29 protein-coding genes and 1 pseudogene are annotated in these 24,179 nt (G+C 44.0%); 5 read left to right on the top strand and 25 right to left on the bottom strand.

Annotated features, from left to right (window positions below; all coding sequences use genetic code 11):
* Positions 1 to 191: 191 nt before the first annotated feature.
* The 6 genes from THIAE_RS04150 to THIAE_RS04125 all read right to left on the bottom strand — a co-directional run bounded on the left by THIAE_RS04150 (position 192) and on the right by THIAE_RS04125 (position 2,985).
* A complete protein-coding gene (locus THIAE_RS04150) occupies positions 192 to 674 on the bottom strand; it encodes a hypothetical protein (RefSeq protein ID WP_006459110.1) in 483 nt (160 codons plus the stop codon).
* On the bottom strand, positions 668 to 970 hold the full coding sequence (locus THIAE_RS04145; protein ID WP_006459111.1) for a nucleotidyltransferase domain-containing protein: 303 nt from the start codon (positions 968 to 970) through the stop codon (positions 668 to 670). Before THIAE_RS04145 ends, THIAE_RS04150 begins: the two co-directional genes overlap by 7 nt.
* A gap of 301 nt (positions 971 to 1,271) precedes the next feature.
* Entirely contained in the window at positions 1,272 to 1,772 is a 501-nt protein-coding gene (gene rfaH / locus THIAE_RS04140; protein ID WP_006459112.1) for a transcription/translation regulatory transformer protein RfaH, read from the bottom strand.
* A gap of 20 nt (positions 1,773 to 1,792) precedes the next feature.
* Entirely contained in the window at positions 1,793 to 2,107 is a 315-nt protein-coding gene (locus tag THIAE_RS04135; protein WP_006459113.1) for a MarR family EPS-associated transcriptional regulator, read from the bottom strand.
* Positions 2,108 to 2,350: 243 nt separating this feature from the next.
* Complete coding sequence (locus THIAE_RS04130) at positions 2,351 to 2,773, bottom strand: integrase core domain-containing protein (protein ID WP_006459114.1); 423 nt, start codon at positions 2,771 to 2,773, stop codon at positions 2,351 to 2,353.
* The gene (locus tag THIAE_RS04125; RefSeq protein WP_025299305.1) at positions 2,749 to 2,985 is read right to left on the bottom strand and encodes a hypothetical protein; all 237 of its coding nucleotides are present in this window, start codon (positions 2,983 to 2,985) and stop codon (positions 2,749 to 2,751) included. The genes THIAE_RS04130 and THIAE_RS04125 overlap by 25 nt, the downstream gene beginning before the upstream one ends.
* Positions 2,986 to 3,150: 165 nt before the next feature.
* On the opposite strand from THIAE_RS04125, the pseudogene THIAE_RS10725 reads away from it, so the two are divergent.
* A pseudogene (locus tag THIAE_RS10725) lies at positions 3,151 to 3,348 on the top strand (IS30 family transposase); the annotation flags it as partial.
* Between the two features lie 36 nt (positions 3,349 to 3,384).
* Here THIAE_RS10725 and THIAE_RS04120 read toward each other — a convergent pair.
* Genes THIAE_RS04120 through THIAE_RS04070 form a run of 12 tightly spaced genes read right to left on the bottom strand, consistent with a single transcriptional unit; the run spans position 3,385 to position 13,855 of the window.
* Positions 3,385 to 4,701: an O-antigen ligase family protein gene (locus tag THIAE_RS04120; protein ID WP_006459115.1), complete on the bottom strand. Its 1,317-nt coding sequence runs from the start codon at positions 4,699 to 4,701 to the stop codon at positions 3,385 to 3,387.
* Position 4,702: 1 nt separating this feature from the next.
* The gene (locus THIAE_RS10720) at positions 4,703 to 5,077 is read right to left on the bottom strand and encodes a glycosyltransferase (protein ID WP_084332759.1); all 375 of its coding nucleotides are present in this window, start codon (positions 5,075 to 5,077) and stop codon (positions 4,703 to 4,705) included.
* 18 nt (positions 5,078 to 5,095) lie between these two features.
* Entirely contained in the window at positions 5,096 to 5,782 is a 687-nt protein-coding gene (locus tag THIAE_RS10530; protein ID WP_275425067.1) for a glycosyltransferase, read from the bottom strand.
* A gap of 16 nt (positions 5,783 to 5,798) precedes the next feature.
* The gene (locus tag THIAE_RS04110) at positions 5,799 to 6,884 is read right to left on the bottom strand and encodes a polysialyltransferase family glycosyltransferase (RefSeq protein WP_006459118.1); all 1,086 of its coding nucleotides are present in this window, start codon (positions 6,882 to 6,884) and stop codon (positions 5,799 to 5,801) included.
* A complete protein-coding gene (waaC, locus tag THIAE_RS04105; protein ID WP_006459119.1) occupies positions 6,871 to 7,926 on the bottom strand; it encodes a lipopolysaccharide heptosyltransferase I in 1,056 nt (351 codons plus the stop codon). Before waaC (THIAE_RS04105) ends, THIAE_RS04110 begins: the two co-directional genes overlap by 14 nt.
* Complete coding sequence (locus tag THIAE_RS04100; protein ID WP_006459120.1) at positions 7,919 to 9,010, bottom strand: hypothetical protein; 1,092 nt, start codon at positions 9,008 to 9,010, stop codon at positions 7,919 to 7,921. Before THIAE_RS04100 ends, waaC (THIAE_RS04105) begins: the two co-directional genes overlap by 8 nt.
* Positions 9,011 to 10,087: a polysialyltransferase family glycosyltransferase gene (locus tag THIAE_RS04095; protein WP_006459121.1), complete on the bottom strand. Its 1,077-nt coding sequence runs from the start codon at positions 10,085 to 10,087 to the stop codon at positions 9,011 to 9,013.
* The gene (gene waaC / locus THIAE_RS04090; RefSeq protein WP_025299302.1) at positions 10,080 to 11,132 is read right to left on the bottom strand and encodes a lipopolysaccharide heptosyltransferase I; all 1,053 of its coding nucleotides are present in this window, start codon (positions 11,130 to 11,132) and stop codon (positions 10,080 to 10,082) included. The genes THIAE_RS04095 and waaC (THIAE_RS04090) overlap by 8 nt, the downstream gene beginning before the upstream one ends.
* A 12-nt stretch (positions 11,133 to 11,144) precedes the next feature.
* The gene (locus THIAE_RS04085) at positions 11,145 to 11,387 is read right to left on the bottom strand and encodes a DUF2442 domain-containing protein (RefSeq protein ID WP_006459123.1); all 243 of its coding nucleotides are present in this window, start codon (positions 11,385 to 11,387) and stop codon (positions 11,145 to 11,147) included.
* On the bottom strand, positions 11,368 to 11,598 hold the full coding sequence (locus THIAE_RS04080; protein ID WP_006459124.1) for a DUF4160 domain-containing protein: 231 nt from the start codon (positions 11,596 to 11,598) through the stop codon (positions 11,368 to 11,370). Before THIAE_RS04080 ends, THIAE_RS04085 begins: the two co-directional genes overlap by 20 nt.
* Before the next feature lie 7 nt (positions 11,599 to 11,605).
* Positions 11,606 to 12,574: an ADP-glyceromanno-heptose 6-epimerase gene (gene rfaD, locus THIAE_RS04075; RefSeq protein ID WP_006459125.1), complete on the bottom strand. Its 969-nt coding sequence runs from the start codon at positions 12,572 to 12,574 to the stop codon at positions 11,606 to 11,608.
* Between the two features lie 60 nt (positions 12,575 to 12,634).
* Positions 12,635 to 13,855, bottom strand: a complete 1,221-nt coding sequence (locus THIAE_RS04070) for a phosphotransferase (RefSeq protein WP_006459126.1) — start codon at positions 13,853 to 13,855, stop codon at positions 12,635 to 12,637.
* A gap of 73 nt (positions 13,856 to 13,928) precedes the next feature.
* Here THIAE_RS04070 and THIAE_RS04065 point away from each other — a divergent pair, with 73 nt between their 5' ends.
* Genes THIAE_RS04065 through THIAE_RS04055 form a run of 3 tightly spaced genes read left to right on the top strand, consistent with a single transcriptional unit; the run spans position 13,929 to position 17,319 of the window.
* A complete protein-coding gene (locus THIAE_RS04065) occupies positions 13,929 to 14,597 on the top strand; it encodes a fused DSP-PTPase phosphatase/NAD kinase-like protein (protein WP_025299301.1) in 669 nt (222 codons plus the stop codon).
* 12 nt (positions 14,598 to 14,609) lie between these two features.
* Positions 14,610 to 16,361, top strand: coding sequence for a lipid A export permease/ATP-binding protein MsbA (gene msbA, locus THIAE_RS04060; RefSeq protein WP_006459128.1), 1,752 nt, complete (start codon positions 14,610 to 14,612; stop codon positions 16,359 to 16,361).
* A complete protein-coding gene (locus tag THIAE_RS04055; RefSeq protein ID WP_006459129.1) occupies positions 16,345 to 17,319 on the top strand; it encodes a lysophospholipid acyltransferase family protein in 975 nt (324 codons plus the stop codon). Before msbA ends, THIAE_RS04055 begins: the two co-directional genes overlap by 17 nt.
* 16 nt (positions 17,320 to 17,335) lie before the next feature.
* On the opposite strand, the gene THIAE_RS04050 is transcribed toward THIAE_RS04055, so the two are convergent.
* The 6 genes from THIAE_RS04050 to THIAE_RS04025 all read right to left on the bottom strand — a co-directional run bounded on the left by THIAE_RS04050 (position 17,336) and on the right by THIAE_RS04025 (position 22,816).
* Complete coding sequence (locus tag THIAE_RS04050; RefSeq protein WP_006459130.1) at positions 17,336 to 17,611, bottom strand: ComEA family DNA-binding protein; 276 nt, start codon at positions 17,609 to 17,611, stop codon at positions 17,336 to 17,338.
* A 124-nt stretch (positions 17,612 to 17,735) separates the two neighbouring features.
* Positions 17,736 to 18,689, bottom strand: a complete 954-nt coding sequence (gene ylqF, locus THIAE_RS04045) for a ribosome biogenesis GTPase YlqF (protein ID WP_006459131.1) — start codon at positions 18,687 to 18,689, stop codon at positions 17,736 to 17,738.
* The gene (locus THIAE_RS04040; protein ID WP_006459132.1) at positions 18,686 to 19,600 is read right to left on the bottom strand and encodes a hypothetical protein; all 915 of its coding nucleotides are present in this window, start codon (positions 19,598 to 19,600) and stop codon (positions 18,686 to 18,688) included. The genes ylqF and THIAE_RS04040 overlap by 4 nt, the downstream gene beginning before the upstream one ends.
* A gap of 27 nt (positions 19,601 to 19,627) precedes the next feature.
* Positions 19,628 to 20,080, bottom strand: coding sequence for a universal stress protein (locus THIAE_RS04035; protein WP_006459133.1), 453 nt, complete (start codon positions 20,078 to 20,080; stop codon positions 19,628 to 19,630).
* Positions 20,081 to 20,205: 125 nt separating this feature from the next.
* Positions 20,206 to 20,880: a tRNA (adenosine(37)-N6)-threonylcarbamoyltransferase complex dimerization subunit type 1 TsaB gene (gene tsaB / locus THIAE_RS04030; protein WP_006459134.1), complete on the bottom strand. Its 675-nt coding sequence runs from the start codon at positions 20,878 to 20,880 to the stop codon at positions 20,206 to 20,208.
* Positions 20,881 to 20,893: 13 nt separating this feature from the next.
* Complete coding sequence (locus tag THIAE_RS04025) at positions 20,894 to 22,816, bottom strand: ATP-dependent DNA helicase (RefSeq protein ID WP_006459135.1); 1,923 nt, start codon at positions 22,814 to 22,816, stop codon at positions 20,894 to 20,896.
* Between the two features lie 155 nt (positions 22,817 to 22,971).
* Here THIAE_RS04025 and ykgO point away from each other — a divergent pair, with 155 nt between their 5' ends.
* Positions 22,972 to 23,097, top strand: a complete 126-nt coding sequence (gene ykgO / locus THIAE_RS04020) for a type B 50S ribosomal protein L36 (protein WP_006459136.1) — start codon at positions 22,972 to 22,974, stop codon at positions 23,095 to 23,097.
* A gap of 88 nt (positions 23,098 to 23,185) precedes the next feature.
* Here ykgO and THIAE_RS04015 read toward each other — a convergent pair whose 3' ends face one another.
* On the bottom strand, positions 23,186 to 24,172 hold the full coding sequence (locus tag THIAE_RS04015) for a chemotaxis protein CheV (protein WP_006459137.1): 987 nt from the start codon (positions 24,170 to 24,172) through the stop codon (positions 23,186 to 23,188).
* Positions 24,173 to 24,179 lie beyond the last annotated feature (7 nt).

Genomic DNA, 24,179 nt, shown 5'->3' with positions numbered 1-24,179 from the left:
TCAGAGGAGTTCCTGCTCAAGAACGCATTCCTTGTACGTCATTAAATAAGGCATCTATCGCGTCACTCGATCGAACGATCTCCATGCATCAGACTCGCGAACTTCATGCGCTCTCGCTTCTAGAATTTGCCATGTTTGCATTGCCCACCTCAACAGGATTTTTTAAATAGTCAGCCAGTAATTGACCAGTCTTATGTTGTTTTTTGATTGAGTCTTTTTTCAGTCTGGTGTTCGAGATTTAATGCGAATTGTTTAAGTGTGTTTGTTTCTTGCTTTGCCGTCATGACTGCATCAAAAAAGGTTTGGGCATCTTCAATATACTCATGCACCATCTGATTGCGAAGCTGCCTTAAAGAGATCCAGTCCTCTGTAGATTCAAGCCAACCATAGGTCTCAGCCTTATTGAGGTTGGTAAGAAGTGGCGCTTTAGGTTCTTCTAAAGCCTGCAACAGGGCTGGCAATAATTTGTCGCCCAAGGTGTCCTGAAGACGACTAAATCGACTTGTGAAGGCCTCCAATTTTAAGGCCAAATCTGGTTCTTGATCCAATGCTACGATCTGCTCTAGGGTGAGACCACCTTTAAAGGCTTGATTAAGCGCATAATCTAGGTGGTGGATTTCTTTCTTTACAACCCTTAGTAGAAAACTGAGTCTCTCAGCATCTGCTGTCAACATAAAGCTAACCCTTCTTGACGTGCTATTTGGTGAATGGCTTGGCGCTTTAGGTTAGGTGCGTCCAGCAATATATCTATTTTTTGATCGCCGAGCAGCATAATCATTTTTGCTTGTACTCGTGCAATATCAAACGCTGGGCGCTCAACTGGATGACCAACGGTTACCAACAAATCAATATCTCCACCTTTGGCATCATCATTCAATCTTGAGCCGAATAGTGCGATGTGTGCATCTTGCCCGAATACGGTTTTAATCACGCTTGTAATAGCGTCGACTTGATGTTTATTTAGTCTCATTGCCTTGATTGCCTGTTTTTTTATTTTCTTTATTTTAACAGTAAATCTTAGGAGAAAATTGCTTCTTAAATCTAGGCTCTAGATTCAACTCCATCTTAATTAGGCAATGACTTCGTTGTACTCGCAATCAAAGGGTGATTGCTCACAATAGCGATGTATCAAAGCCGAGATTCTTGAGGCGGTCGAGTTTGATGTGCGAGTCGTCAACGAGGCGATTAAGCACGCTACCGCCCTACGCTGTCGTTACGCATTTCGAAAAATTGGGCCGTGTTGTGTTTTTATTTTGAGAAGGCTTGCGTGTTTATTCGCTGGCTTTCTCAAGTTGTTCGGCTTGCATGACCACTTTTTGCTGCTGGCCGAGAATGTTCATCAAGACGATGATGCGTTGATCACTGTCGTAGTTTTCAAAAATGACGTCTAGGCCATAAAAAGCGCCACTTTCGACGCGCAATTTGTCGCCCTTTTTGTATTGGGCGGGCGCAGCGCCTTTGAGGGCGGCCTGCTCTTGTTGTTTTATCGCGTCGATCAAGTCATCCGTTATTTTTGCCGGATAGGCACCAAAACGCACCATTTGCATCACGCCTTTAGTGGAGCGGATGGGGCTCCAGTCTTGTGCAATATGGTCTAGCTGGATAAACAAGTAGCGTGGAAACAAGGATTCCGTGCGCTCAACCGGTTTACCGCGCGACTTTTTTACCACTCGACACAAAGGTCGATACACCTCATAGCCTTGGGCGACGAGGTTCTGTTCGGCGATGTCGTCTTGTTTGGGTTTGGTGGTGACCAAATACCAATGGCGCATCAGGCCTGCTCCCCTATTCCCTATTCGCCCGCATCGGCTTTTTGAATATCGCGCAGCTCTTCGGTGAGCTGTTCATATTCTTCGCGCTTGCGTTGGATGAATTTTTCTGTCAATTCAATCCGCTCACGGATGCCTTGTGGCGTGAGAATATAGCGATAACCGAGCTTATTCGAACTTTGCGCAAAGCGTTCCGCCTTGACTAAACCTTTGTCAATCAGGGCTTTGAGCACGTAATTGGTTTTGCCAATGCTAAAACCGAGCTTGTCCGCCAGCGTTCGCTGCGTGGGCTCGGTGCTTATGTGGCGCAAGGTTTGTAGGCGGGTTTCTGGGTCCATTCGCTTTGGCTTTTAATTGTTCAAAAATTGAATAACCGCAGATTTTACACGAGAAATGAGGGGGTTTCTAGAAGAATGACGTAGAATATTTAACCCAACCAATGCGATTATAACCAGGCCTGCAACTAGGGAATTAGGGCTCAAACACCCCAGCTCTGAACGGTGACACATCAAAACCGAATATTTTGTTATTCGCCTGACAAAGATAGGTGTACTGGTCAAGCAATTTCGGACACATCCCCATTAGTGAAACACTGGTAAAGTAGAGTTTTCCAGTTTTACTCGATAAGCCGCCGGTGGCAGATTACCCAGACTTTCATGAGTGCGTTCTTCGTTATAATCTAACCGCCAGAACCAAGCCATCTCCCTAACTTGATCGAGCGATTCAAACAGATACGCATTTAAAAACTCATGTCTGAACGAGCCATTAAATCGTTCTACAAAACCATTTTGTTGTGGCTTACCTGGTTGGATATAAGCCAACTTAACGTCATGCTGCTCACACCAGTTCGTTAACTTGGCCGAGATTAGTTCTGGCCCATTATCTGAAGTATTGGTTTTCACTACAAAGTACGATAGCGCTTCAACCATCGCATTGGCGGTTAGCTCTGCTGTTGCACGTGCTACCTTGCGAATACGAGTTAAACCTGTTTTACGTTCAACCACGGTGACCAGTGATGCGCCGTTAACCGCTGCTCAATCAAGCGGATAATCTGCTCGTCTGTTATGCGAGACTTATCTGCCGTACTGCGTCGCTTATCGGTTCTGGCTTGTGCCAATTCGGCACGATAGCGACAGCATGTCGAATCGACATTGCGTGCCATCTCACGACTGATCGTTGAGGCTGCTCGCTTTAACGTTATAGCGATTGAACGCAATGAAAAACCTAGCGTATTGTATATCTAAATCTGGTATCTTTCTTCTAGGGTCAGCTGTCTGAACCGTGTCATCTTTGGCACCTGAATGTTTTGTGTGGTAACACACCATTCTAAGGCAGCTGACCTCCACTTCTACAAATTTCAGGTGTTGCGTTTATTATCTGAATTCAGGAAACGTTGAATTGTAAGTTTTACTTCGCGCAACCCTACCATAGCCGGGAGCGCGGAACGAATGAGAATACCAATGGACTGATTCGCCAAGACTTCCCCAAAGGCACCGCCTTTGAAAAGGTATCGGATGAAGAAATCCAGCGGGTTGAAGATAAGCTCAACACCCGACCCAGAAAGCGATTAGGGTTTTAATCACCCTATGAAATCTTAACGGTTCGGAATTTAAGGTCAGGTGTTGCAATTATTAGTTGAATTCAAGTTGTCATATTTTAACGTAGCATATAAGATCATGAAAATTATAATAACTGCGACATAGAAAATTTTGTTCATCATCGCTAAATTAAACAACATAAAGTCTAATAATGCCTCAATAACAACTAGGCCTGTAAGTGCAATATAGGCTTGCTCATGATTTGTTTTTTTATATTTATTAATATGCTTAATAAACAAATAACCTGGATATATAACAATAGACATAGCCATTAAAAACCCAACCAGGCCAAAATGATACAATAAAAATATATAGTCATTATGAGGTTGAGCGAAGCCACCTCCATCAGCAGGTATTTGGTAATTAACTAAGTCTCTTTCCAAGAAAACAAAAAAAGTTTCTTTGAAGGGCGTCACTCCCCATCCAAAAATTGGTTTCTCCAGAAATGCATGAAATGCAATAACCCACATATCAAAACGTTGGCCAACGGAGGTGTTAGAAAATCCATCGTTATACAAACTTATATCATTTACAGCTTGAAGGATACGTTGTTCAATAGGTAAATGACTCCAAAAAATAATTAAAAGAACACTCAGCGCCACAAAACAACCCATCAAAATATAAAAATTGCGTCTATTGACCTGCCAGAACGTCCAGGCTAAAAGAACAACTGCAATTAAAAACGCAACCCAACCTGCTCTTGTTTGAGTAAGAACGCTCAACAAAAAACCACTAAAGAAAACCAATAAAGCTAATGCTTTCCAAAATTTACCTTTAATACCAAAAAATGCGACTAAAGAAGCTAAGGCAAATAACATTCCCAAATTACCAATAACTATAGCCTTCCTTAGTAGTCCCTCCCCTCTAACGGGGTCTTCAATAAGAATCAGTATCGAAAATACCAAGGTATATAAACCGGTTATAACAATTAGACGCCATACACCCTGTGCATTAAGGTTAACTGTAACCAAGAGCAGCGCTAAAAAAGGCAATAGCAACAGGTTACGTAAGTTCTCAAACTGAAACTTAAACAGCATTTCAATGTCGCGCCCTATAACGGCGTGAAGAACTACCATTAAAAAAACTAACAAACCCATAATATAAATACGTTTCATTTCTACTGGCACATCGAATCGCCTGTATTTGAGCCACAAAATTAAACCAAAGACTAACAGCATCACACCAAAGAAATTATCCAAGCTACTCGAAACACCCAGTGCAATAAAGTAACCTGCGATAAAAAAGGGAGTTATTAAAGCAAGATAAAAATCAAGATTTCTGGACGCTTCTAACTCAAAACGGGGAAAAAAATTAATTAGTTTATTTGTAATCATGTTATGCATTCTTTGTTAAATATATTAGTTTTTCTATATAGCCTTCAAAACTAAATTTCTTAAGCGTTTCTTTTTGAATAACAGGATAATAATCAAGTGCTTTTAGAGCTTTTTTTGAGATATCATCCGTATCTCTATAATTGGCTAAACACACTTGCAAACTACCAGTTAATATTTCATTGGGTCCAGTTGGACAGTCTGTGGATACTACAGGTGTACTTAATATAAGGGCCTCAATTAGCACAGTTGGAAGACCTTCATAATCTGATGTTAACAATAACAGCTTTGCTTTTTTAATATAAGGATATGGGTTTTGTTGGAAACCTGCTACATAAACCTTTTCTTGTAAATTAAATTGAGCAATAAGCTTTCTCAGCTCAGCTGAATCGTGACACTATAAAACTAATTTATGTTCTGTTTTCATCTTCTTATAACTTTCAAACAAAATATCATGTCTTTTTTGAGGATGAAACCGCCCTACATGTACAATATAATCATCTTCTATTTCAACTTTATACTCTGTTGATTTTTTAATTATATCTTCAAATTTAAATGGATTATAGATTATCGTTATATCTTTTTCATTCAGACTAAACTTATTAACCAATGTATATTTAATACCTTTTGAAACACAAACTATTTTTTTATTTTTATACACTCTTTTAAATGAAGCAATAGACTTTATTGTTTTTGATAAATTTTTATTATGTGTTGCTTCTACCCAAGGATCACTATGAATAGAATAAAAAACTTGCTCGTAGTTTAGCTTGGCAAACAGTCTATGAGTGCCGTATAGTCTTGCTAAAATTAAATCAAATCGCCCAAACTTCTCTTCTAGAATCTTGATTTGAAAATCAAGTGCTTGTGCCTTTCGTTGCAATTCCATAAAACCAAATATAGGTTTTTTATAATACTTATCTGCAAACCAAATGTTTTCAATATTTGAAATATCAAAGTGAATTTTCTTTGAACTCAATACAATTAAATGCGCGTTATAGCCCTGTTCATTTAGATACTGCAGAATTTCTAAAGCTTTTTTTTCCGCACCGCCTCCAACGAGAGAGCTGGTGACTAAACAGATATTTTTTATGATTGGATTATTGCCCTACTCTGTGTAAACATACGCCGGCTTTATTAAACAGTTCGTATTCAGGTTTTTGTTTGGTAACACACATCAGACTATGCACGCTTACATCGGGTCTGTTGAGTGCGACATCAAATAACACCGTTGACAGCTCGCCGACCACATAATCAGCGGGTTTTAGGCTTGTCACAATAACTTCAAAAGGAATTTGTGAGGGTATAAATTCGCAGTTTGGGTAGTGTTTTTTTAACCCAAACACGTCCTCTTCGTGTTCTCTAGGATGGTATTTTACCCATACTGCGTGGTCTTGCAGGTTATTTTTGTTAATAAAATCCTGAATTGCTTGCTCAAACTTTGCACGGGTAAATCCTTCACAATCAGTTTGAAGATAGCTTTCATTAGAAAAAACAAACACAACCTTAGACTGTTGCCATTTTTGAGAGTTTAGCGACATAGTTTTAAATAAACGGTTACTTAATTCAGTCATGACCGGCTTATCAAAATAATGAAGTTCAATTTTGTTAGCGTGTAAGTGCTTTAGCCGGTGGTGAAGTAATGCGGGTGCAAAAAACCAGCCGTGGCTAAAAAATGGCAGTATCTGATCTTGCTTTGGAAAACGAACCTTGAACCCTTTAAGTAGGCTTTGGTATTGTTCATCTAAGTGTGTTTTTTGTTGGATAATTTCAGGTCGGTATTGTACAAGACCATCGTCGAGCACCCAAAACTGACAGTCAGTCTGTTGATACCTGTGGTATATGTATTGTGTGGGTAGCGCAGTGAGGTTGGCTGTTATAAATCGACTAACATCATATTTTGCTAGAATTCGATCAATCGCTTGTTTTTGAATAGACCATTCAAAATGCTTGTAAAACCGACGTTTAAAAAAACCATACCGATGGGAACTGCGTTTACCGGGAATCAACTCGACAGTCAAAAACGGGGAGTTTTTGATACTTTTACTTAGTTCAATGAGTTGTTCTGCGCCATGAAATCCTTCCGTTACCATCAGCACAGCCGGCCTTGCTTCAGCCGCTGCAATGGCATGTGCCAACCACCAGTGTCGCGGCGTTTTAGCGAGATATAAGTCAATGCCGTGCATTAAGCTCACCCCACACTTCATCCACATTCATCTGACTAAAGCAAACCTGTCCACCTTCACGTGGACAATGAGTTTGCATGCAGGGTGAACAGGCTAAATTTAACCAAAGCGTTTTGGCTCGACGACCCTTCGCTGCGGTGAGGTTTGGATTGGTTGGGCCAAACAAGCAGAGTGTCGGTTTATTTAATGCGGCCGCTAAATGCGTCAACCCTGTATCGACACCAATAATACCCCTCGCGCCCGCCAATAACTTAGCCCATTGTTCCAGCGATTGTGCCGGTAAAATCTCGCCCCACTGGGCCTGCTGAATCATTGCACTCACCTGTGCTTGTTCTTTGTCACCAACCCAAGGTAATAATACTGGCAGGCCTGCTTGTTTGGCTTTTTCGAGTAGTTCAATCCACATTTTGATGGGCAGGTGCTTGGTCGCCCAGGTAGTGGCTTGGCAGAACACGAGGTATTCACCTGTTTGCTGTTGCCAACGTTGATTATGCTCATCAAGTTCAATATGCGATAAGTCCAAGCCGTAATCTAGCGCGTTATCTAAGTCGGTTGTGTGTTCTTTAAAAGCAGTGTCATATCCTAGACTCAATGCTAACAACTTTCTTGAACGATCAATAGCATGCAGGGAACGCGATACGTAATGTGCATGGTCAAAGACTTTGGCAATACATGCATCGTGAGCGCTATTGGCAGTTAAGCCGTGCTTTATTCCCTTTGCGAGTTTGGCAACCTTGGCCCCTTTGTTGACGTATTGGTTTTCAATAACAGCGTCATAATGCGTGCTTTGAATTTTCTGCTTAAATTCTTGATATAGCTGTAATGATGTTAGGGAAAAACGGTTTTTATTAATCGCTAGCCGCGGATTAACAATAACCTGATTAACCGCCGGGTGCAGTTTGGGTAAATCCTTGAACGGCGCTTCTACTACCCAATCAAATTGAATACCGGGCAAGGCTTTTTGGGCATCGGTTAGCGCTGGAAAGGTATGCACAATATCGCCAAGCGATGACATCTTAATCAGCAATACACGTTTAGTCATCAAGTTCTACCTGTTTAATGCCTAAGGCCTGACAAAATCCTTGCATAGCTTGGGTGTGCTGAGTTTGCACCCCTGCTAACCACTGGCTATTAAATCCAAAGTAATGCGCAAGCAAGGTCGTGGTGGACAGGTCGCCAATAAATTCAACGGCCTGGTCTTGCCATAAGCTTAATAAGACCTCAAAACTCAGTTGGTCGTTTATGCACTGCACCCCAAACTGCGCCACGATATTTAACTTATCCTTCCCTTGTGCGGCGGGATGATACTTTACCGCAATGCGCTTGTTCTGTTGTTGCAGCTGTTTAATCAATTGTGTTAAGCGGCTTAAATAGTCAGGTGTCGTTTTAATCAGGTTATGATTGGGCAAGGCAATGAGAACGTCTGGCGCATTTGTTTCTACAAGGAGTTTGGCGTGCATATGAATGAGTCGTTGTGCTATGGGTGCAAAACTGTTTAAATCTTCACGCGCCAGGGCGAGGTTTTGTGGTGATTTGGCCTGAAGCTCAGAGTGCGCATAGGATGGGTACATTAACCAAGCCTGGTTAATCCACTTGCTCGCGCCAATTGTACTGGGACTATCATACCAAAGCCCATAGCTGAGTTTTTTAAGGCCTTGATCAATAAACCGTTCATGCCAGCATTTTGACGCGCTGCGACCCAAATAACTAAATACACCATCGTCTAGTGCAATGGCTTGTTCGCTACTTGAATTTTGTGGTTGTTGTGCTTGTTTGAGCATTCGCAATACATATTGACCAAACACACTACGGTCATTGCCAATAAACACTTGTTCAAACTGCAGTTCTTTTAACATGTTTTGGGCTTGGTTAAAATCCCGTTTGCGTTGCTGGTATTTTTGCCAACCCTTTAGTTCACGCCCCGCCCAAAGCTTAGTTGTGCGAAAAGGCGTATCCGCTTGGTGAAGTAAGTTGGTAAAAGCTAAGGGTTGATCAGTATATTGATCAATTAACCAAAGGTGGGCATCACGCTGGGGTTGATGTTTAGAGGCCAGCAGCCAAGCCCAAAAAAAATGTAGGCTGGACGATACGAGGTATAAATCGGCTGGTCGGGTTGGTTGAGGCATTTAGGGTGTTAGGCTTGTCAGGTTTTCTATTATGTTAATATCAAATTGCGCAAAATAAGGTCTAAATTGCTGGGCGTAGGCATCATTTGGATCAAATACACCGGTGACGCTTAAGTCATTACGCAACCATTTAGCCGTGAGCAGCACCGTTGAAATATCACCCACTATCTGAGTTTGCGGCGCTAGATCGGCTAGTAAATACTCAAACGCTAAACTTTTTGGAATCAGTGTAACATTTGACATTTTTGCTAACTGAAATTCATCATCTAGTGATTGCCGTGGGTGGTATTTTACCGCAACTTTAGCCCCTTGCTCGGTGATGTGGCGCAAATAATTTTTGATGGATGAGGCGTAATCCTTCATCTTAGCCTGATCTGCCGGGTGCGGAAGCAGTAATAATAGACTGATAGCTTGTAAATCTTGATTAGCCAAGTCGGTTCGGACCAGTTTACTCAATGATTGGATTTCGGGCGCTTGAAACCACTCTGCTGGCAAGATGTTAAGTTGTTTGTTGGCTAAAAGCGGATGTGCCTGCGCTGGCCTAAACAACCAGGCCTGCTGAATCCAGTTTGATGCGCCAATGGTTTTAGGTTCTTGCCACCAGAGGCCATAGGTCAGTTTTTTTAATAGTGCGTTTAACGTATCTTTAAGCGGTTGTATTGGCCAACCGGCATACGAATAGAGACCATCATCTAAATACCATCCTTGGGGTTTTGCACCCTGCCGCTCCATGCTTTGCATGGCATATTGGAATTCAATACGACGATCACTGCCGGTGGCGATAATATTGGGTTGAAAATCAGCGAGATCTTGTTGTATACGTGCAAAATTCTGCTTGCGCTCGGCGAGTTTAGCGCGTCCTTTAGCTATGCCCGGTAAAATTTTTATACATTGAAAAGGCGACTCCACCCAATTTTCCAGTGCTTTTAAGTAGGGGTTATTTTCTAAGTTCTTTTGATCAATGAGCCAAATTTGAGCTTGAAAATCAACACCCTGCCTTTGACGCAAATGACAAGCGAGTGCAGCCGACACCAAAATATTGAGTGGTGTCGAGGGGAGAAAAAGCACGCTAGCCATGGCAAGCACCTTGCTTATTTAGCATCTGCAAAACATCATCCACACCCAACCCTTGAAGTGATGCTTGTTCTTGGCCGAGTTTAAACTTTTTAATATAGTGTGGCGCTAACGGCGAACAAAGGTGCGTAACTTTTTGACCCTGTGCACCAACCAGCTTAGGATCAGTGACACGATAGAGCACAACCAAAGGTACGTCTAACGCGGCAGCTACGTGCGACAAACCGGTATCAACTGAAACCACGGCTTTAGCGTGTTTAAGCAAACGCGCGACTTCATCAAGTTTTAACGGTGCTGGCGGACACCATACCTCAAGGGCACGCTGGGCCTGGTGTTCGTTTAAACCTTGCGCCAAACGCTCTGAGCGCGCTTTTTCTTCGGCGTTCCCCCAGGGTAAAACCACCTTTAAACCTTGTTGATTCAGTTGGGTGATAAGAGCCTGCCAATGATCTTCCGGCCAATATTTAGTTTGCCAGGTGGTGCCGTGCAAACACACTACATAAGGTTGCGATTGTGGGTTCGGCGCTTGCTCTAACGGCAACCAGGCCTGGTGGTTTAAGCCGTATTCAATTGGCGTGTTAGGCAACGGATAATCGAGTGCTTTAGCGAACAACTCGCGTAAGCGGGTTATGGCGTGCTGATCTTTTGCGACGTTGATTTTACGATCATAGAAAAAACTCGCCAGTCGTTCGCGTGCCGATGACCAATCTAGCCCCACTTTTGGCGCATTGAGTTGACGTGTAACCCAGGCGCTTTTTAATAAGCCTTGCGCATCTAAGACCAGATCATAGCGTTGTTCGTTTACCTTGTTAAAGAAGGCATTTTTTTGCGCGCGCGTCTGTTTTGCAAACGGCTGCTTGCGCCATTGACGCAGTTTGATCGGCAAAACACGATCAACTACCGGGTGCCAAGCCGGAATTTCCGCAAAGGCTTCTTCCACCACCCAATCGACCACCAGGCCTGGTATGGCGTGCTGTGCATCGGTCAAAGCAGGAAAGGTATGAAACACATCCCCCATTGACGACATTTTGATTAACAGAACTCTCATGCTTTGAAGAATTTATGCCACATTTTGGTTGTACTCAAACTGCAACATATTTTCGATATTCAAATGATAATCCAAGGTACCCCATTCAATTCCTGTGCCATCACAAATAAACTGATAGTGCTTAAGATCATTCAGTGACGCCTGCTCAAGCTGTGGATACCAATGAATTGGTGTAGAAATACGACGACCATCCATCAGATCAACGTGCAAGAACTGATCATCAATATGCACTTCTTTACCGGCTAAACCACTCATGCCACTTCTCCATAAATTCCTCTTGATGCAGCGCAACTGTGTCTACTGCCTTTTTAAGTTCCGCAGGTTTCAAACTCGAACCAACCACCTTTAAGCATTCCAAATCAATTTTAGCCCAACCATCCCCCTTTAACACATGAACATGCGCTGGCGGATGATCATTGGCATAAAAGAAAAACTTAAACCCATCGAAATTTAACAGTGTTGGCATCTTTTAATCATCGACTAAAATCTAAGAAATGTTTATTTTCCGTTAGCCAGCTGAGGTATTTTTGCACCCCTTGCGCTACGGTGTGAAATTTGTCGCTATAACCGGCCTGGCGCAAACGCGTATTGTCGGCTTGAGTAAAGCTTTGATAGGCACCCTTTAAGTGTTCCGGGAACGGAATATATTCAATCTGCCCTTTGCCGTGAAAATTGATGACGGCTTCGGCCACGTTTTTAAACGGCTCGGCTGCGGCAGGACCGAGATTAAAAATGCCGGATTTATCAGGGTTTACCATAAACCATAAATTGACCTTCACCACGTCTTCGATATAGACAAAGTCGCGGGTTTGCATGCCCGGGCCATAGCCATCGTACTCGCCAAACAGTTTAGGATTTTCACCGCGCAGAATTTGGTTATGCAGTTTAAATGCGACACTGGCCATATCGCCTTTGTGTTGTTCACGCGGCCCATAGACATTGAAATAACGAAACCCAACCACTTGGCTTTGCGCTTGGGGCAGAATTTGGCGCACATATTGGTCAAACTGAAACTTTGAGTAACCATATACATTGAGCGGCTTTTCATATTGTCGGTCTTCAATAAAAGTCGGGCCATCACCATAGGTAGCCGCTGAAGATGCATACAGAAACGGGATTTTGCGGTCTAAACAAAAATGCAACAGGTCTTTGGAGTATTCGTAGTTATTATCCATAACATATTTGCCGTCCCATTCGGTGGTGGCCGAACACGCGCCTTCATGGAAAATACAGTCAATCTTTGGCAGCCCTTCTTCGGCAAAAATACGCGCTTGAAAGTCTTCTTTATCCAGATAGTCAGCGATATCGCAATCGGCAATATTGATAAACTTTTTACCGTTTTTAAGATTATCCACCACAATAATATCGCTGCGTCCTTGTGCATTCAGCGCCTTCACAATATTACTGCCAATAAACCCTGCCCCACCGGTGACTACAATCATGTTACATCCTGCTTGTTAAGTTAATTTCTATTAGTTTTGAATTGTCTATATTTTAGCACTTTAGTGCGCATGCCGCTCCAACCATTCCAATATGCTGGCAAGCATCTCCATGGTGATACGCTCATTTACCTTGCGCGCATACAACACGGCCATTAAGAACATCATGTTGATTTTAATTTTAAGCGCAAAGCTGGCCGAGTAATGCATTAGCACATTCTGTTCAATTACCTGCTCTAACTGCTCGATAGAGTAAATATTTTGTACCTTAGACAATAGCAGTGCCATGTCATAGCCTATGGGGTAGTAGCCTAGATTATCCCAATCGATCACCCATCCCGCTGATGACAAGTTTTTACCATGAATATCACCATGACACAGTTGTTTTGGATGCTGGTTAACAATCGCAAGCTGGTGCTGCAACCAGTGCATATTGAATTCAAAAGTTAAATATTTGTTTAGTTCCTGCTCAAAACTTGCCAATCGTTGCAGACACGCATTAAACAGCGGAATAGCTGAGAGTTGATCTACATTTTTTGGCAGCGTTTTGAGCAGTTCTGGGTAGTCTGATGAGATGCGCCATAGCTCCTGCTGAATCGCGATACCCCGCTGTAACAAGCTCTTTTTAGCTTGAATATCATCAAGCGGGTCTTTGATAAATTCAAAATACGCCGCAACAAGACGCTCACCTTCCTGGGTGCTGATCAATGCGGGTAATTTAATAACCTCTGGATTAAGATGAGGCTGTAGTTGAGCATACAACCAGGCCTGCAACTGCCAATCACGACTGGTTTTTAAGTAGATTTTTTCAAACAATTCGCCAGTGTTATTGGATTCAATCTTACGATAAATGTTCAAGCTATCCATGCCATGCCCTCGCCCGTAAAAACAGGCCTGAGCAGAACTTAATTGGATCTGAGCATCATAGTCATGCACAGCCTGCTTAAATCTAGGCATATCATGAAGTATTTGTGCCATGTCCGTTGCATCTTTTAGCATTAACCAAGTTTCAGGAGCGGTTGACAATGCAGACTTTAAACGGTCACCACCCTGTAACTCTATCCATGTTATTAGCCTAAGTGGGTCATTATGCTGCTTTTGAAAATTTAGTAGGTTTTGGTAGCTCGGGTCATCAACCAAGGCTTCAACAAACGAATCTGATGTTTTTAAGGTTAAAGGCTGTGGATTAGGTAAGCGATATTTTGCATAATGGAATTTTGCACGACCAACGACATAGCACCATAGCGTTGTTAAAAGCCGTGAAAGGGAAGTCACTGTCGCCATAACTCAGTCTATTACCTTTTTATTTGTAAAAACGGTAGAATAAGCGAGTTTTTAATTGAATAGAACCCTATTGATGTCATCTTCTTCTCAGCTATCCATTGGTCAACGCATTGTAGCCATCCTACATGCGTGGTTTATTGACCATGAACTCCTCCGCAAAGTCTATCGTAATTTTTACCAACTAAGCCCAGAAGCTTACCGAAGCAATCATCCTTCTGCGGGTTTTATTAAAAAAATAAAACGCAAGTATGGTATTAAAACCATCGTGAGTTTGCGTAAAGCGAACCGGTCTGGTGCACACTTACTTGAAGCTGAAGCGTGTGAGAAGTTTGATGTAAAGCTTATAAACATTAAACTATCTTCAAGACGGATGCCAAAAATATCTGAACTTAGTGCCCTAAAAGTAATGTTTGATACAGCCGAGTATCCTATTCTTATGCATTGCAAATCGGGCGCTGATCGTGCTGGTTTAGCCAGCGTGCTTTACCGTATTACACGTTTGAAAGAACCTGTTAGTGAGGCTCGCGCAGAGCTAGCCATCAAATATGGCCATTTCCGTTGGGCCGATACAGGTCGTTTAGATTATTTTTTCGATTGTTATGAAGCCTTTACCGTTGAGCATCCTGAAGTCGAGTTTTGGCAATGGGTAGATCAGTACTATGACCCTGAAGAACTCGCTAAAAACTTTCAAAGCCAAGGCTGGGCTAATTTGATTGTCAACGGTCTTTTACGTCGCGAATAACTAGGCCTACCTATGTACGATAAACAATCATTACGACTCTATGGCAAACTATTACGCTACATTGTTCCGTACAAATCAGCCATCGCTTTAACCCTGTTCAGTCTTGTCATCATTGCACTTTTAGAACCGGCCACAGCTTATGTGTTAAAAGATTTGGTCGATATCGGCTTAATTGAACAAGATCCAAATAGCTTTGTGGTTCTGCCTTTTTTATTAGCTTTAGTGTTTGTTTTTAAAGGGGTATTTGAATACATCAGTAAAGTTGTGAGTCAATGGATTAGCGAACGCGCTACCTTACAAATCCGCCATGATATGTTTGAAAAACTGCAATTTATGACCTTGCAAAGTTTTCAAGAAACTACATCCGGTCACTTGATGTCAAAAATTACCCACAACGTATCGCAAACGAGTCAAGCCTTGGTTAATGCATGGGTTATTTTAATCCGCGATACGTTAATGATTATTGCACTGGTCGCCTATATGCTCTATGTTTCGTGGGAGCTGACACTGCTGATGTTAGTTATTGCACCGGTGGTCGCCTTCTTGATTAATAAGGCTAGCCAATTAATGCGCAAGTACAGCCGCAAATCGCAAGAAAATATGGGGGCAGTAACCCAACAACTTGAAGAAAGTATTCATGCACATAAAGATATTAAAATTTATGGTGCTGAAGGCTATGAAATCAGTCGATTTAATCAAGTCCTTGCCAAACAAATGCAATACAACATTAAACAAGTTCGCGTATCGGCATTGAACGTGCCTTTAGTGCAGGTTATTGCAGCGATTGCCCTGTCTTTTGTGGTCTATTTTGCTATGAAACTCGCCGCAGATGGCGCCTTTACCCCAGGCGAACTGGTTTCTTTTATTTTAGCCATGGCGTTAACTTTTGATCCCATTCGCCGCTTAACTAGCGTCAATATCACGCTCCAAAAAGGCTTGGCCGCTGCGGAGAGTATTTTTGACTTTCTAGCCATAGATAATGAAACCAATTCCGGTACCCAAACCCCACCGATTAAAGGCGAGTTGCAACTTAAAAACCTCGTGTTTTACTATGACACAGCGACAACACCAACCCTTAAAAACGTCAATTTAACCATCCCGGCCTATCAAACCACCGCCCTAGTTGGGGCGTCGGGGAGTGGCAAAAGCACACTAGTTAATTTAATTGCCCGCTTTTATGCCCCGACTAGCGGGCAGATTTTATTGGATCACACGCCGTTGGCACAGATTGAACTCAATTATCTACGCTCACACATTGCCTTTGTAAGTCAGCATGTCGTGCTATTTAATGACTCGATTCGCGCCAACATTGCCTATGGACACGAAGAATTTGATGAAGCCGCGATTATCCAGGCCGCCAAGGATGCGCATGCATGGGAGTTTATCGAAAAGCTGCCAGCAGGCCTGGATACCATGATTGGTGATAATGGTGCACTGTTATCCGGTGGTCAGCGGCAGCGTATTGCAATTGCGCGTGCATTTTTGAAAAACGCACCCATATTAATATTGGATGAAGCCACCTCGGCACTGGATAATCAAAGTGAAGCGATGATTCAACAGGCGATGGCAAAGCTGCGCCAAAATCGCACAGTAATTATTATTGCCCACCGTTTAAGTACCATTGAACAAGCGGATCAAATCGCGGTGCTTGACCAAGGGGAATTGGTTGAACTGGGCACGCACAGCCAACTTTTGGCTAAGCAAGGAGCTTATGCAAGACTGCAGCAGCAAGGTGAGTTAAAGGGAGATGACTCACGTGATTGAGTTGTTGCGACAATTTAAGGCACCCCCATATTGGGGCATTTGGCTAGGTGTCGGCTTGCTTTGGCTATTGAGCAAATTACCGCTTAAATTGCGTTATCGCGCAAGTGAATGGCTTGGCATAGTGCTGTATGCCCTAGCCCGTTCACGACGCCGTTTGGTTTTAGCCAACTTAGCGCTCGCTTTTCCTGAAAAAACGCCACTAGAACGTCAAGCCATTGCGAAAGCACACTTTAAATCGCTGGGCATCCAAGTGTTTGCTGAAATGACTGAAACCTGGTTTGGGCCTTATCGTAGTGATCAACGCGAAGATAGATTAGCGGTAGAGTTTGAAGGCAAAGAACACCTTGAAGCAGCACGTGCGCAAAACCAAGGCTTAATTATGCTCACCCCGCACTTTACTCATTTAGAGATAACAGGCCTGCTATTTAGTCGGTTAATGCATTTGCACCCCATTTACCGCCCACATGATCATCCTTTAGTGGATGCGCTAATTTTACGTGGCCGCACCTTCCAAATTGGCGAGCATACTACGCTACCGGTCAGTGCCAACGACACGCGTAAAATGATTAAACTATTACGCCAAAAACAGGCACTTGGCTACTTACCTGATCAGCGTTATCGGGGCAAAGGCCATGTTACTATTCCATTTTTTGGTCAACCCGCCAAAAGCCATACCGCCACCTCAAAACTTGCCGCACTGACCCAAGCCTTAGTGGTACCAACCTTTACCGAACGCCGCTTCGACCCGGTTCGCTACCCCAAACAGGGCTGGTATTATGTGGTGAGGTTTTATCCCGCGCTAGATGGTTTTCCGAGTGGCGATGATGCCCAAGACACCCAACGTTTGCATACCTTGTATGAACATGAAATCAAAAAAAATCCCAGCCAGTACTTGTGGGTACATAATCGCTGGGATCTATCGAAACAACAGATTGCTGCATTATTACAACGCGATTAATCGCGCTTAACCAAGCCTAATCACCCTCGGCTAAGCGTAATTTTGATTCATTCATTTCATAAATGCGCAGACCGATACCTGACACTTTGACTAAATCCTGAATCGATTCAAATGGGCCATGCATTTCGCGATAATCAACAATCGCTTGTGCTTTTGCCATCCCTACCCCACTTAACGCATTAGCCAACTCTTGCGCACTGGCTTGGTTTATATTGACACTGCCCATTGCCATGGCTAAACCTGAACCTAGCATAGACAAACTCAACACCAGGCCTGCTACTAACTTTTTCATAGTCTGACTCCTACTTATATTAGACCAACGATTCGAATTGAATCAAGGTTGACTTTAGTAAAAGTACGTATAAAAATTAGTCAATAAACTAAGTAAAAACCTAAAATATACGCAAAACTACATATTATTTTCGATTTTTACGCGTGCGCGCTTTGCGCTCGGCATCTTTTTGCGCTTTTAATTGCGCTTTTTCAGCGTCAGCTTGCTGCGCGCGGGCGACCTCTTGCGCACATTGCGCCGGACTTTCATAAGTGAGCGTACCGAGCTTACCATCGCGTACTTCATTGACTAACAAACGACACACCTTGTCCCAGTCCACACTGCCTGGGCGCAGCATACAGCCGCGTTTTTGGGCAATTTGAGTCAGCAAGGCTTCATCTTGTTCTTCTGGCAGCAGGCCTGCTAATGCAGTTAAATCGACGCCATAACGGGCTGTTAGCGCATCAGGATAAGCCTGGATTAAAAACTGCGCGGTAAATAAACCCAGGTCGATATAGTCGTAAGCCGTTTCTTTAATTGCACCACTAATCGCCAACCGAAAACCGGCCTCGGGCGGCGTGAGCTTTGGCCATAGAAAACCTGGTGTATCGGTCAGCGTAAGGTTATTAGCGAGTTTAATTTTTTGTTGCGAACGCGTTACCCCGGCTTCATTGCCGGTTCTAGTCATCTTTTTACCAACCCAGGCGTTAATTAAGGTGGACTTGCCGACATTGGGTATGCCCATAATCATCACCCGTCCACCGCGAATCGCTAAATCGCGTCCGGCTAGGGCTTTATCGATACGCTGATAGATTGGAGCCAGCGTAGTAGAATTTTTTTCACTTATCGCTAAGGCTTGCACGCCCTGCTGAGACTCAAAATAGTCTAACCAGGCCTGAGTACGCTCGGGATCCGCGAGATCAGCTTTGTTAAGCAACTTAATGCAGGGTTTATCGCCACGCAAACCAGCAACCAGCGGATTTTCACTTGAAAAAGGCAGCCGCGCATCGAGAATTTCAATCACCACATCCATTTGTGGCATGACTTCAGCGATCTCTTTGCGGGCCTTGTGCATATGCCCAGGAAACCAATTAATCATCGACGTGGCTCATAGCCTAATTTGGCTAAACGCGCGGTTAAGCGGTCAACATCTTGCGCATCGGCTTTGGACAAGTCTTCATATAACTGGTTGTAACTGTCCTTAACAAGCTTGTCTAATGCACTGATTAAAAAAACATTTCTAACTGATGAATTTAACACTTCACGATCACGCGGCTTGGCAAAAAACAATGCTTTAATTTGCTCATCCTCAGCAAGAATCTGCTCTACTTCGTCTAACAAGCCATTTAAAAACGGTACGGTTTCATAAGGCCAATAAGGGCGGCCCCAGCCGTTTTCATAAAACGCCATCCGATGGGCAATCGCTAGATTAAACGCATCGGTCATCCCTTCTAAACCATAGTTGGGTGCATCATTGCGTGCTCGCTCAATACGTTCTGGGGCTAGAATCGGCGCATCGGAAATCCAACGACCATAGACCACCCAGGTATTGTTGCGTTCGATATAGTGGTATTGACCGGTGCGATAAGGCATCACTGAATCACGTGGTACTACAAACTCTAAATTAGCCTGACGCAGGCTACGGGTATCTTGCCATAGCTCCCAGCCATCACCGTATTCACTGGTGGTACTCACCGCCACGGGGGTGCAAAACGCGCCGTAGTCATGACCTTCGACATAATCCATCACTTGCAGCTGGTAATCGCCATTGTCCAAAATGTGGGTGACACGCCCGATAATAAACGCATCATCTCGTATCGTATTGGATGGCAAACCGACAAAAACTTGATCACCCACGTTGAATTGTCCGACCCGCGCCGGCGCATGGGTTGCACTGGCACTCTTTTGCGCAACCTGATTCGCCGCAACATTTGACACTGAAAACGGCAAAAAACTGGCCTGGGCAATCAGCAGGCCTGCTGCTAAACGGGAAACTTTTTTCTTTTGCATAACATCCTCGAGTTTTTATCGAAATGATTAATCGTCTAAACTGACGGCTAATACATCACAAGGGGCATCGTGCAATACGCTATCGGCGGTTGAACCCAACAAACGTTGCAGGCCTGATAAGCCACGTCGTCCAACCACAATCAAATCTGCATGACAGGCTTTCGCTTCAGCGACAATCGCCAAACGTGGCACGCCAGTTACGACTTTAACATGCTGGGCCGAGATACCCGCTTCGGCCACTAACTTGGTTAAACGTTGTTCTGCCGCTGCGACAGCTTTATCGGCTAATTCTTCTACCCACGCACCCGCTACCCCCGTAATCGCGACATCTTCCAAGACCGGATAACTCGGTAATTCGGTAACATGCAACACATGCAGGGTTGCATCAAAGGTGCTAGCTAAGGCCTGCGCACGCGCAAGGGCTTTAGTGCTAGAAGTTGAAAAATCAATAGCAACCAATAGGGTGCGATAGTGAGCCATGGTCTCTCCTTGTGATGTTTTACACAGAAACTGTGGATAAGTTTGTGTGCAACTTTATTAATCTACCGTAAAAACCTTTAAAGTCTAGGACTTAACAGGTGTTGCACATTTTTTTGGCAATCGAGTCATTTTACCACTGATGGGCGCAGGTAAATCGGTTCGGGTAATTCCTGATCAAGTGACCAGGCCTGGTCAAGCTGCGACCAGGCCAAACGCCCCGCCGCTTCAGCTTCGGGCCAAGCCGCACGCCAGTTATGAAGCAGCGGTTTAATGGTATCCCAGCCATGCTTTAGATTCATTAAATCCCCGATACTGCCTTGATGTGGCTCAGCTAACGCCATGGTTAAATCGGCAATCGGCCAAAGTTGCGGATCGTTTTCAGCCACAAAACCTTGCGCTTGATACTGAAAGGATTGCGCATAGACTTCATCCATTCTGGCATCGAGCAACGCCCAATAACGCCCACCCACCACGCGCTTAGCTAGTGGGATTTGACTGACTAACACACTCAAGCTTGGCAAGCTAATCACCGGCTTTTGCCACCCCATTGCTAAGCCTTGCACCACGCCGGCAGCAATGCGTAAGCCGGTAAAGGCACCTGGTCCCTGCACCCAGGCTAGCGCTCGTAAGCTGTGGGGATCAAGCTGCGCTTGCTGCAACACCTCATCAACCCAAGGCAAGATCACGCGTGCATGACCTTGTGGTACCCATTCGCTGCGGGTTATGGCATGACCATCTTCAAACACGAGGCTTACTGAACAATTAGCCGTGGTGGCATCAAGGGCTAAAATCGCTGACATGCAGGGCTTTCCTTTATTTCGATAAAAATTGTTTAACGGGCTCAGGCTGCTCATACCAGGGAAAAGGCGGCAGGCTGTCACGAATGCGTTTGCCATAGCCTTTTTGGGTTAAGCGCGGATCACATAACACCAGCACCCCACGGTCTTCGGTATCGCGAATTAAGCGCCCACAGCCTTGTTTAAGGTTCATAATCGCTTCAGGCAATTGAAAATGGGCAAAGCCGTTTAAACCTTGTGACTTTAAATAGGCTTCGCGCGCTTGCACAATTGGATCATCGGGTGGACTAAACGGAATGCGGTCAATCATCACCAGTTGTAATGCGTCACCTTTCACATCGACGCCCTCCCAAAAGCTTTGTGTACCCAGCAATATCGCGCGCTTCGCCTGTTTAAACTGCTCAAGCAGACTATTTTTATCGCCCTCTCCCTGCACAAATAATTCGCCATCCCAGTGCGGGGCTAAAATCGCTTTCGCCTCATTGAGTGCTTTAAAACTGGTAAAGAGTAAAAACGCCCGCCCGCCACTTAATTGCAATAACGGCCAGACGGCACGCAAACAGATTTTAATGTAATCGCTTTGTTTGGGATCAGGCAAACCAACTGGATGGTAAATCGCGCCTTGCTTGCTATAATCAAACGGACTGGCTAAGGCGAGCGTCTCCGCTTTTTGCACCCCCAGCCGATGCATAAAATAGTCAAACTGCCCCTGCACACTTAAGGTCGCGGAAGTGAAAATCCAACTGCCGCCGAGTGCGGCGCGTTGTCGATTAAAGGGGCCATCAACATTCAGCGGCACTAAACTTAACCGAAAGCGCGCTTGTGATGACTCCACCCAGCGTACTTGAGTCGGGTCATCACTTTGAATCCAATGGGCAAGATTTTCGACCCAATTTTGGACTTTTCGTGCCAAACTCGCCAACAATTTACCGCGTTTTTCTAATTGACTAAGTTGATCATAAAGCGCTTGCAAATGACTCAATAATTCATCGACCGCGTCCATAAACGCTGGGATCGCTTGCAGTTCTTGCCACGTCCAACGTTTATCCCAACTGCCTAATGTCGCGTTGAGGGCCTTAAGATGCGCTTGTAATGCCTGAGCCCGATCGACTAAATCTTGACTATCCGCGGCTTCAGCCGCCTGCGCCTCTTTTATTTCACGAACCAACTCTTCGAGTTGAAAACGACTGAGGTTAAACCCTAAAAACTGTGCGGCGATGTCGGCGAGTTGATGCGCTTCGTCAAAAATATACACATCACAAGCCGGTAACAACTCGCTAATGCCCTGTTCGCGCAATGCCAGATCAGCACAAAACAAATGATGGTTGACCACGATAATATCCGCTTCACTGGCTTGTACTTTGCGTTGCGGATAAAAACAGTCACTGTCTTTTTGGCAATTATTGGCTTGGCAAAACTCCAGTTTGGCACAGACTTTTTGCCATAACCCATCTTGTTCAGTTAAACCTGGGCATTCACTTAAATCGCCGGTTTTGGTTTTGCTGGCCCACACTTGAATCTGTCCAAGCGTTTGTTTTTCAGCTTTCGACAAGGCTTCTTGCAGCGGCGCTAACTCTAACCTTGCTTGGCAAAGATAGTTTTCTCGCCCTTTTAGCAATAGGGTTTTAGGGTAGCGCTGACAAATTTTTTTTAATTTTGGCAAATCCTTTAAGACCAGTTGCTGTTGCAGATTTTTGGTGGCGGTGGATACCAAGATTTTTTTGCCTGATAATATCGCTGGGATGAGATAGGCAAAGGTTTTACCGGTCCCAGTGCCCGCTTCTGCGACAAGCAGGCCTGCATCATCAATCGATTTTGCGACTGCTTGAGCTAAGTCGACTTGTGCTTGACGCGGCTGATACCCCTCGACAAACTCACTGAGCCTACCGTCGCATGCAAAAATAGTCGTTAAGGTTGTTTTAAGGTCGGATTTAGCCAAACGCTCTTCCTCAGCCGCAGGTTAATACAAAAGTGCTTAGGATACCTTAAACCCCTTATCTTGTGTATTATTGATTGTAATCGCTAGACATTTAGGGGAATTGTGAGTAGAATGCGCACTTCAAATTTGAATCAACACTAACCTAGGTAATAAACATGAAAATTTTATCTTCATTAAAATCAGCAAAAACACGTCATAAAGACTGCCAAGTTGTGCGTCGTCGCGGTAAGGTTTACGTTATTTGTAAAACCAATCCTAAGTTCAAAGCGCGTCAGCGTTAATTGAATGGCGTCTTAGTTGAGACGCAACCGGATGACACAAAAAACCGCCCTGATCAGGCGGTTTTTTTATGGCTTAATTTTTTGATAATTACGCTTTTTTGAAGCGTGGATGGGTTTGTTGTAATTTTTCAATGGTATCAACGATCAAATGGGTATCCACCTTACCAATAAAGCCATCGGCCCCCATCGCTAATACTTCTCGCTCGTTGTTATCACTGGTCATTGAGGTGTGCACAATAATCGGTAGCTTTTGCCATTCTGGATGGGCGCGCATTTCTTTAATCACTGTGTGACCCGATGCAACCGGCATTTCAAGGTCCGTAAACACCATTGAGATGTCATCGACATTGTCTAAACTGGCTAAATAGTTGAGTAATAGCCGGCCATTATCAAAGCCTTTAACCGGAATACCTAAACGCTCAAACACTTGATTCATATATTGCTGAATCGAGCGACTGTCCTCGGCGTAAAGAAGGGTTTTTTTACGCATCACTTCACTGACTTTAACGAGCGTAGGATCCACTTCCTGCGCGGATGAAAAGACTTTTTTAGCCATAGTTGGCATGGCTTCAATCAATAGTTTTTCAATATCAAGAATGTAACAAAGCTTGTCAGAATTTTCTAAATAGGTGTGGTTAACAATCTGTGCAGATTGCGCATTAAGGTTGTAGTTACTCGCCGGCTTGATGTCTTGCCAATCTTTCTCTTCAACGCCATGAATATGCGCCACACGTAAGCCGATAAAGTTACGACTAAAATCAGCCACAATAATAATCGACTTTTCTCGCTGTTCTGCTGTCATCGGATAGCCCATCCACTTCGGCAAATCAATGACCGGCAAGTAGACGCCGCGTAACGAAATCATCCCCTCAACGAGGTGATTTGCATCAGGCATAGGGGAAACGGGGTAAGCACGCCCTTCTAAAACCTCACGCACTTTAAATACATTCATGCCATAAAAAGGCGGCTCTTGATGCTTAGCATCACTAAAGTGAACTTGAAAGATCATGAGGCTTAATTGATTGTTTTTACTTAGATTAGCCGTTTTTTCGATTTGCTCAAGACTGGTTGACATGGCACAC

It is taken from the genome of Thiomicrospira aerophila AL3, assembly GCF_000227665.2.
Lineage (GTDB): Bacteria > Pseudomonadota > Gammaproteobacteria > Thiomicrospirales > Thiomicrospiraceae > Thiomicrospira > Thiomicrospira aerophila.
The sequence above is the reverse complement of the archived record's forward strand: the minus strand, read 5'-3'. Positions and strand labels throughout refer to the sequence as shown.